Origin of the sequence: Roseateles sp., from assembly GCF_039929605.1 — a bacterium.
Classification (GTDB): Bacteria; Pseudomonadota; Gammaproteobacteria; order Burkholderiales; family Burkholderiaceae_C; genus Pelomonas.
Window position 1 is genome coordinate 19,381 of record NZ_JBDSQX010000108.1, and the last position, 7,645, is coordinate 27,025.

Annotated in this window: 7 protein-coding genes; all 7 read right to left on the bottom strand. The window is 68.8% G+C overall.

Going from position 1 to position 7,645, the window contains the following annotated elements; translation table 11 throughout:
• Nucleotides 1-66: 66 nt before the first annotated feature.
• Entirely contained in the window at nucleotides 67-2,319 is a 2,253-nt protein-coding gene (locus ABIS05_RS14960; protein WP_348009374.1) for an ATP-binding protein, read from the bottom strand.
• A gap of 236 nt (nucleotides 2,320-2,555) precedes the next feature.
• Nucleotides 2,556-2,870 (bottom strand): BON domain-containing protein, encoded by a 315-nt coding sequence (locus ABIS05_RS14965; RefSeq protein ID WP_348009375.1) that lies wholly within the window; start codon nucleotides 2,868-2,870, stop codon nucleotides 2,556-2,558.
• Between the two features lie 509 nt (nucleotides 2,871-3,379).
• Nucleotides 3,380-4,252, bottom strand: coding sequence for a transposase (locus tag ABIS05_RS14970; protein ID WP_348009376.1), 873 nt, complete (start codon nucleotides 4,250-4,252; stop codon nucleotides 3,380-3,382).
• Between the two features lie 983 nt (nucleotides 4,253-5,235).
• Complete coding sequence (locus ABIS05_RS14975; RefSeq protein ID WP_348009377.1) at nucleotides 5,236-5,532, bottom strand: hypothetical protein; 297 nt, start codon at nucleotides 5,530-5,532, stop codon at nucleotides 5,236-5,238.
• Complete coding sequence (locus tag ABIS05_RS14980) at nucleotides 5,532-5,948, bottom strand: hypothetical protein (RefSeq protein WP_348009378.1); 417 nt, start codon at nucleotides 5,946-5,948, stop codon at nucleotides 5,532-5,534. Before ABIS05_RS14980 ends, ABIS05_RS14975 begins: the two co-directional genes overlap by 1 nt.
• Before the next feature lie 564 nt (nucleotides 5,949-6,512).
• A complete protein-coding gene (locus ABIS05_RS14985) occupies nucleotides 6,513-6,665 on the bottom strand; it encodes a hypothetical protein (protein ID WP_348009379.1) in 153 nt (50 codons plus the stop codon).
• On the bottom strand, nucleotides 6,641-6,892 hold the full coding sequence (locus ABIS05_RS14990) for a hypothetical protein (RefSeq protein WP_348009380.1): 252 nt from the start codon (nucleotides 6,890-6,892) through the stop codon (nucleotides 6,641-6,643). Before ABIS05_RS14990 ends, ABIS05_RS14985 begins: the two co-directional genes overlap by 25 nt.
• Nucleotides 6,893-7,645: the final 753 nt, after the last annotated feature.

Sequence of the window (7,645 nt, forward strand, 5' to 3'; positions counted from 1 at the left end):
ATAGCGCCGTGCGGCATTCAGCCGCTCAGCACGCAGGTCTTCCCTTGGCAGGCGACGTGCCTGCAACTACCTGCCGGGCCTGGCCGAGCGGGCCACGGCCAGTGCCGTCTGCAGCGCCGCCAGGAGCTCGGCCGGCGCGCAGGGCTTGCGCAGCACGGTGAACTCGCCCTCGGCCATCGGCCGGTTGGTGAAGCCGCTGATCAGCACCACCGGCAGCTCGGGTCGCAGCTCGCGCAGCCGCCTCGCCAGGCCAATGCCGTCCAGCGGGCCGGGCATGACGATGTCGCTGAGCACGATGTCGATGCCGGCGCCCGCATCCAGCAGCCGCAGAGCGGCGTCGGCGTTGGCGGCACGCATGACGCGCGCGCCGTGCGCCTTCAGCAGCGCGGCGGTCATGTCGCCCAGCGCCGCGTCATCCTCGACGAGCAGCACGGCGGCGGCGTCGATGCTCACCGGCGCCGCCATTGCGGCAGGCGGCAGCGGGCGGGCGTCGTCGCCATCGCCCGCCACCGGCAGCAGCAGCGACACCGTCGTGCCCAGGCCCGGCGTGCTGGCCAGGTGGGCGGTGCCGCCGGCCTGCGTCGCAAAGCCGTAGACCTGGCTCAGCCCGAGGCCGCTGCCCTGGCCCACCGGCTTGGTGGTGAAGAAGGGCTCGAAAGCCTGTTCGGCGAGATCGCTGTCCATGCCGATGCCGTCATCGCTGACGGTCAGCAGCACGTAGTCGCCGGGCGCCAGTTGCGGCAAACCTTCCATGTCGTTTGGCGTCGCGTTGCTGGCGCACAGGCGCAACTCGCCGCCGGAGGGCATGGCGTCGTGGGCGTTGAGGGCAAGGTTGACCAGCGCCAGGTCCAGCTCGCTGGCGTCCACGCGCACCGGTTGGACGTTGGGCGCCACCTGCACCTGGATCTCGATGCGCCGGCCCAGCACGCTGCGCAGCAGCTCCTGCACCTCGGGGAGGTAGCGCGCGAGCGGCAGCGTCTGCATGCGCACGCCGGGGCGCCGGCCCGAGACCCGCAGCAAGTGCTGGGTAAGCTGGCCGCCTTTGTCGACGGCGCGCTGCGTGGCTCCCAGCGGCCCCTGCAGCTCGGCGGCGGCGGGATGGCGCAGCATCAGATGCATGCTGTTGCTGATGATGCCCAGCATGTTGTTGAACTCGTGGGCCACGCCGCCCGTGAGCCGGCCCAACGCCTCCACGCGCTGGCTCTGCGCGGCGCGTTGCTCCACCAGCCGCGTGCGCTCCACCGCGTGGGTCACGTTGTGCTCCAGCTCGTGCTGCGCGCCGGCCATGCTGCGGCCGGCTGCGGCCAGCGCGGCGGCCACCTCGTCGCACTCCACCATGCCGGTGCCGCCAGACTGCACCGGGCGGCCGGCCTGCAGCGCCTGGGCGGCGGCCTTCAAGGTGCGGATGGGGTGCTCGATGCGCCGCGCCACCCACGTCGCGCCGGCCACGGCCAGGGCCAGCAGGGCCAGCGCGCCCGCAACAAGTCGCACGACCTCGGCAGGCAGGCGCCCCGCGAAGGCCTCGCGCGGCATGGCGCTGACATAGCTCCAGCCCAGCGGCGACGTGCTGAAGTAGCCCACCGTGGGCACGCCGTCCAGCGAGACCGAATGAAAGCTGCCCTCACGCGACGCGGCCATGTGGGCGCGCACGTCGGCACCCGCGATGCGGCCGGTATAGGCGCTGCCGCCGGGCTGGCGCGCGACGACGCGCCCCGCGTTGTCCACCACCGAGCCGATCCAGCCTGGGTTGCCCTGCGTCTGCACGATGCGCTGCAGCTCCGACGGCCGCACCGTGACGACGAGGTTGTAGAGCAGCTCGCCCCCGCGTCGCACCGGCTCCACCCAGGCGCCGTAGGGCTCGGTCACCTCCTGGCTGGCGGCACCGACGGCTGCGGTCTGCAGGGGCTGCATCAGCGCCGTCGGGCTGAGCTCGGCCGGGCCTGGCGCCTCGCTGCTGCTCCCTTGAGGCAGGCGGGTGCTCAGCAACACGCGGCCGGGCGCGCGCAATTCCACCCAGCCGCCCAGGCCCTGCATCGCGCGGCGCGCCTGCTGCTCGAAGGCCAGGCGCCGCTGCGGCTCCGGCGGCGCCGGCCCGTCCAACTCGGGCGACTGCGACAGCACATGGGCGATGGTTGCGCGGCGCGACAGCTCGCCGTCCACCAGCATGGACAGCGCACGCGCCGTGTCGCGCAGATAGCGCTCGTGGGCCTCGCGCTCGGCCGCGTAGGTACTGATGATCAACCAGCCAAAACCCAGCATGCCCGGCAGCAGCACAGCCAGCACGAGCAATAGAAGACGCGAGCGGATGGTGACGGGCATCGAGAGGGGGAGGGTCGGGCGCCAAACCGGCACGGGCAGATGCAATGCGAGGGCGGCCGAGAATATCGCCATGCGGCATGAGCGGCATGCCGGCGCGTCAGGCAAGCAGCGCTCCCGGAAGGATGGGGCGGTGGCGCGAGTCCCGCCGCCCGCTACAGCAGCGTCACCGTCCTGGGTGCGGCTTGCGGCTCAATGCCGCATCCGTCGCCGTCCCCTCGGTGCCCGGGCGAGGGGCCTCAGTTCGCCGGGCGGACGATGATGTTGTTGCGCACTTCCTTCACATCAGGAACACCTCGGGCAATTTGGCCGGCGCGGTCCTTCTCGGTCTGCGACATGGCGAAGCCGGCCAGCTGCACGGTGCCCTTGAGCGCTTCCACCTGGATGCGCATGGCGCTGACACCCGGGTCTTCTGCAAAGCGTGCCTTGACGCGCGTGGCGACGGTGGCGTCATCCACATACTGGCCGACGGTGCTCTGCCCGCTGGTGACTGCGCAGCCCGTGGTGGCCAGCGCGCCCAAGGCGATCAGTGAGGCGGCGAGGATGTTCTTCATGGCGTGTCTCCGTGTGGCGAGGCGGTGTGCTCGCAGGTCAGCAAACGCAAGGCGCGTGCCCAAGCCGGTGCCACGGCGGCGGCCGTGCGGCATTGACGCACTCTCGCCGGGCTCGCGTACTCGCCGGGCAACTCGTGGGGCGACTCGCGGGGCAACGGACTGCCTGCTTTGGCCGCCGCTGTCGACGGGGTCAGGGGTGCAGGCTTTACCGGATTTCGCTGCACCGACCGAAGCGGTCGGTAAATCCTTCTGCGTCCTTCTGTGGGCCCTCCCGCGCGAGGCGTGGCCGGCCTAACGCCGTGAGTACAGGCATGGCGCCTTGCACGGCTGCGCGGGATGCTTCAGCCGCGATGAAAACGAGGTATTCGGGCCGAGCGCCGGGCCGCTCCCAAGCCGGCCCGCCTGACGATGCGAGCGGCTCAATGCCGCGAGCGTCGTCGTCCCCTTGGGGGACCGACCGGGCTCGCCCGCGTGCAGCGGGGCGTGACTGGGCGAGGGGCAGTTTCACTTCAGCCTTGTCTACCGCGTTCCGCGCGGGCGATCAGCTGGCTCACGCGAGCCACCGTCAATCCCAGTTCGCGAGCCATCGCCGTCATGCTCAGCCCGCTTTGGGTGTGCGCGCAAAGCAGCGCGTCCTCCCGGCTCTCGCACCGCGCCAGCCAGTCCGCCAAGCCGAGCGTTGAACTGCGCTGGACCTTGGGTACAGGCGCGCTGCGCTTGGCGCTGGGTAATGCCGCCTCCAGCATGCGGTCGACAAACTCGTCATCGCCCAGGTAGATCTGGCGGTTCAAGCCCTCCGCCCACAGCGCCACGCCGTGCCCGGCTGCCACCAGGTCGGCATAGGCCCGCTGCGCACGCAGGCGGCCCGCCGGCGAGTCGGGCGTTTCGCCAAGCAGATGGCCCCACAGTTCTTCGCTGCCCAGCCAGGCCGGCGCGTCGGCCTGCCCGGTGTGCGCCCGGTAGCTGGACCACGGCCAACCGGCCGGCCCGGCCACCATGCCCGCTCTCACCGGGTTCAGCTCCACATACCGGCACACCTCCAGCAGATAGGCCTCACGGTCCACCAGGATCGCCTTGAAGCGCCCTTGGAACAGATGCCCCACCTTGCCGTGCCTGCGATTGAAGGCCTGGGTATAGACGCCGTTGACATGGCGCATCAACAACGAGAGGTTGGCGCGCCGCGTGTGCAGCACGAAGTGGTAGTGGTTGCCCATCAGGCAGTAGGCCAGCAACTGCGCGTCAAACCGCGCCAGCCCCTGCCCCACGACCGCCAGCAAACGCGCCCGGTCGTTGTCATCGACAAAGATGTCCTCGCGCCTGTCACCCCGCGAGGTGACGTGATACAGCGCGCTGGGGAACTCGATGCGGAGAGGGCGAGACATGGGGGGAATCTAGCGGGTTCGGGTGGGCTGTGGGGGTTTATATTTGAGACCTGACCCCATGCTTCGTGTGCAGCTTTGGCCCTCCTTCCTGGCCCGCAAGGCGCGCGAGCGTTAAGCCGTTTTGGGCGGCAACCATAACCGGCAGCTCCCGGTCGTCCAAGAGGTCTTGACGCGCTACGACCCGCTGGGGGTCGGGCCGGCCGTTTGGGGCTTCACGCGCGCTCCAAGCGCGGTGCTGGGGTCCACCCCGAAGACGGTTGCAAGGCCCTTTGAGCCGGCGTCTCCTTGGCTCAGGCTCACTCCCGTGGTAGCAAACGCTACCACTGCCAAGTTGTTGACTTGCTTGATATTCGGTGCGCCCCAGGGTGAACCACGGGGCTTTCATTCCCTCCGAGATACCACGCTAACTCATTGTTTTTTATGGATTTTTTGTGAATCGCGATATCAACGAAGCCGTGCGTAATGTGTGTGCTTTTTGAAGGGGGCGGCGGTGTCCCGCCGCTGGTGGCCGGGGCCAGCGGCTGAATGATTTTGCGCGGGCCGTGGGTGCCAAGCGCTGCCGCTCGCGCGGCGGCCTAAAGCCGCCGGACCGGCAGCGCATGCCCGGCGATCACGAAGTCGATTTGCGCTGCTCGGCCTTGACCTGGGCCAGGCGGCCGGGATCGTGGTTTGCAGCCTCCTGCGCCCGGGCCGCTGCTTCAGCTCAATGGGCTACAAGGCGCTCTAGGCGTCTTGGGCGTCTTGGACGCCAGCAGGGCCTTTGGGCGGCGAAGGCAGATCGGCGCCCCGTCCGCAGCGGGGCGCCTGTTACGCCCGCACGCCCCGACGGTCACGGTTGGTCAACATGGGGCGCCAGGCCGATGTCGGATGCCAGGGGCGAGACCACGGCGCAGACAGCCGGGACGAGCGACGGCAGGGTTGGAGGCGCGACCTGCCTCCCTCGACAGGATTGGCGTTGGGGTCAATGACCCCAACCTACCGGGCTACTCGTCGAAGTACGCCTCGCCGCTAGGCCAGTAGACCGTCAGATTTTCCGGCAACCCTTCTAGCAGTGACTCAAGAAATGGGATTGCCAGCGCCAAAGCACTCAGCGGGTCAATTCCCCTGATATCCGCGAGCCGCCCGTGGTAACCATATAACGCGACTGGGCAAGAGCCTTCCATTCCTGGGTCGCTCCAATATGGCTGACCTATCGCAAGCCGAATTTCACCCTTTTGACCCGTACTACGGTCTTGCAAAACGAGTTTTCTCTCTACTAGGATTTGGAATTCTTTTTGCATTATCTGCAATTCTTTTTTATACATTCGCCATACTGATTAACCGCACGCGCATAGCAGGCTTCCCGGGCTCGCGGCGTCGAACTGGTCATTTTGCAAACTTCAATTTGCGCCTCGTATGCCGCTTGACATTTATCGTGCGCCTCTTTGTCGGCATCAGGAGTAGCGGTGGGCCTAAATGGTGGAAACGAGGGCCAGCTCAAATCGCCGTCCAAAGGCGAAGAAGCCAGAGGTTTGGGCTGCATCTGGTTTTTCAGCCAATCACGGCAACCAGGCGACAGCGCGCATCCTACGATTACAACTGGCACAAGGTAGGGCAGCGCTTGCACAATGCGCCCATCCGGGTCGGTGTAGCTCAGCGGGTTTCCGCCCACGTATGCGTAAATGATTGCCCCCGACGACCAGTCGTCGTAGGACAAGGCATTTTTGCTAGACGCCTCAAGGGCTTGCGGGCGGATGAAGAAGACGCGCTCCCGGGTTGGCAGTGATTTTTGCTTAGAGGCGCATTCTGGCTGCGCGCCCGCACGCGAACAACCGTCCTTTTAGCCGCTGGCTGTTCTGGGCCGTGGCCGCGTCACCGCTGGTGAACGGGTCAAGGGCGCGCAGCGGCGCAGCGAACCCTTGACGCGCTCCGACATCAATACGCTGGCCGGTGCGGTGCAAGGCGAGACCTCGGCTTGCACCGCATCGAAGCTGCGGGCGTGTTCAGCGCACCGGCTGTGCCGGTGCGGGCCGCGTCAGCGGCCAGCACGGCTTGAGATGCTGGACCTGGCCACCAGCCGACCGGTGAGCGCCGGCACCGCAGCGCGCCGGTGGAGGGAGCCCCTCGGGGGCTGAGCCCGGACACAAGGCGCCCAGTGGGCGGCTTGTGCCTGGCGAAGGGCCAGGCCACTGGCCTGGCGCGCCCTGCAAGGGGTCCGGGCCACCCAGGCGCGGGCCTGGGCGCGTAGCGCCCGGCCTCGCGGGTGGGCGGGGCCAACCCTTCAAGACTGCGCCGCAACGCGGCGCCTGGCCGATCCCTCGCGGCCACCGGCCGCACTGACCATTGAACCCATGAAGAAGGCCGGCGCCCCGATGACGGTGACGCCGGCCTGGTTGGGTGTGCTGTGCTTCAGCGCAGCGGCTTGTTCAGCCACGGCCAGCCCACCCGCTCGTAATACTCCATCGCGTAGCGCCGCTCGTCCGAGCCGTTGCTGGCATAGCCGTCGGTGCGCGGGTTGTCCGCCCAGCTCACGATTTCGGCCAGGTCGGCGATGAAGCCGCGCAGCACGTCTTCGGGCTCGACGTTGTCGCCTTGGCACAGCTCGATGAACTCGGCCGGCAGCTTGAGCGTGACGGTCTTGCGGGTGTTCTTTCGGGGCATGGTGCTTCTCCTTGAGTGGGTGCCTGGCTGCTCACCGCGAGCGCCACTGGCTGGCCCAAGGAGCGCCGAGCCGCAGCCGGGTCAAGGCCGCGTGCGCAGCACGCGCCCGAGCCTGGGCGAGGGCTTGGCCTTGACGCGGCGAGCACGGCGCTACGCTGGGCAGCCAGTGGGGGGAGCTGGGGAGCCCCACGGGGGCGGACGGGTGGCCGGGCGGGGCCAACTTCCATGACTGCGCCGCAGCGCGGCGCCTGGCCAGAACCCTTTGCGGCGCCGGCCGCAACTGGCTTGAAGGCGAGCGCGGCGGGGCGAAGACATAACGCTGATTGCCGCCGCAGTGCCCAAGGAGAGAGCTTGGCGAACGAACGGGCGCTGTGGCGGCAGTCCGCGTTATGTTCGATGGCCGCCAGGCCATTGACCCCGCCGCGATGGCCCAGGGCGCGCCCGGCTCGATGCCGGGCTCGGCCTGCCTCCAGCTCTGCGCGCAAGCGCCTGGCTTTGTGGGCCTGTGCAGGCCGGTGCTGCGGCCGACGGCGCGGGCCTTGCCCCCGCAAGGGCCGTGACGCCAAGAGGTCGAGGGCATGCCGGCTCACTCGGCGTCGTCGGCATCGGCATCGACCACGCCCAGCAACGCCTCGCGGGCCTCGTCCAGGCTCGGACCCTTGACGGCCTCGGCGGGCTCGCTCCTGTGCCGTTGCAACCGGCTCGGGTGCGTCGCCCGGTGCACCGCAATCAGCTTGTCGATGCTGACGTGGG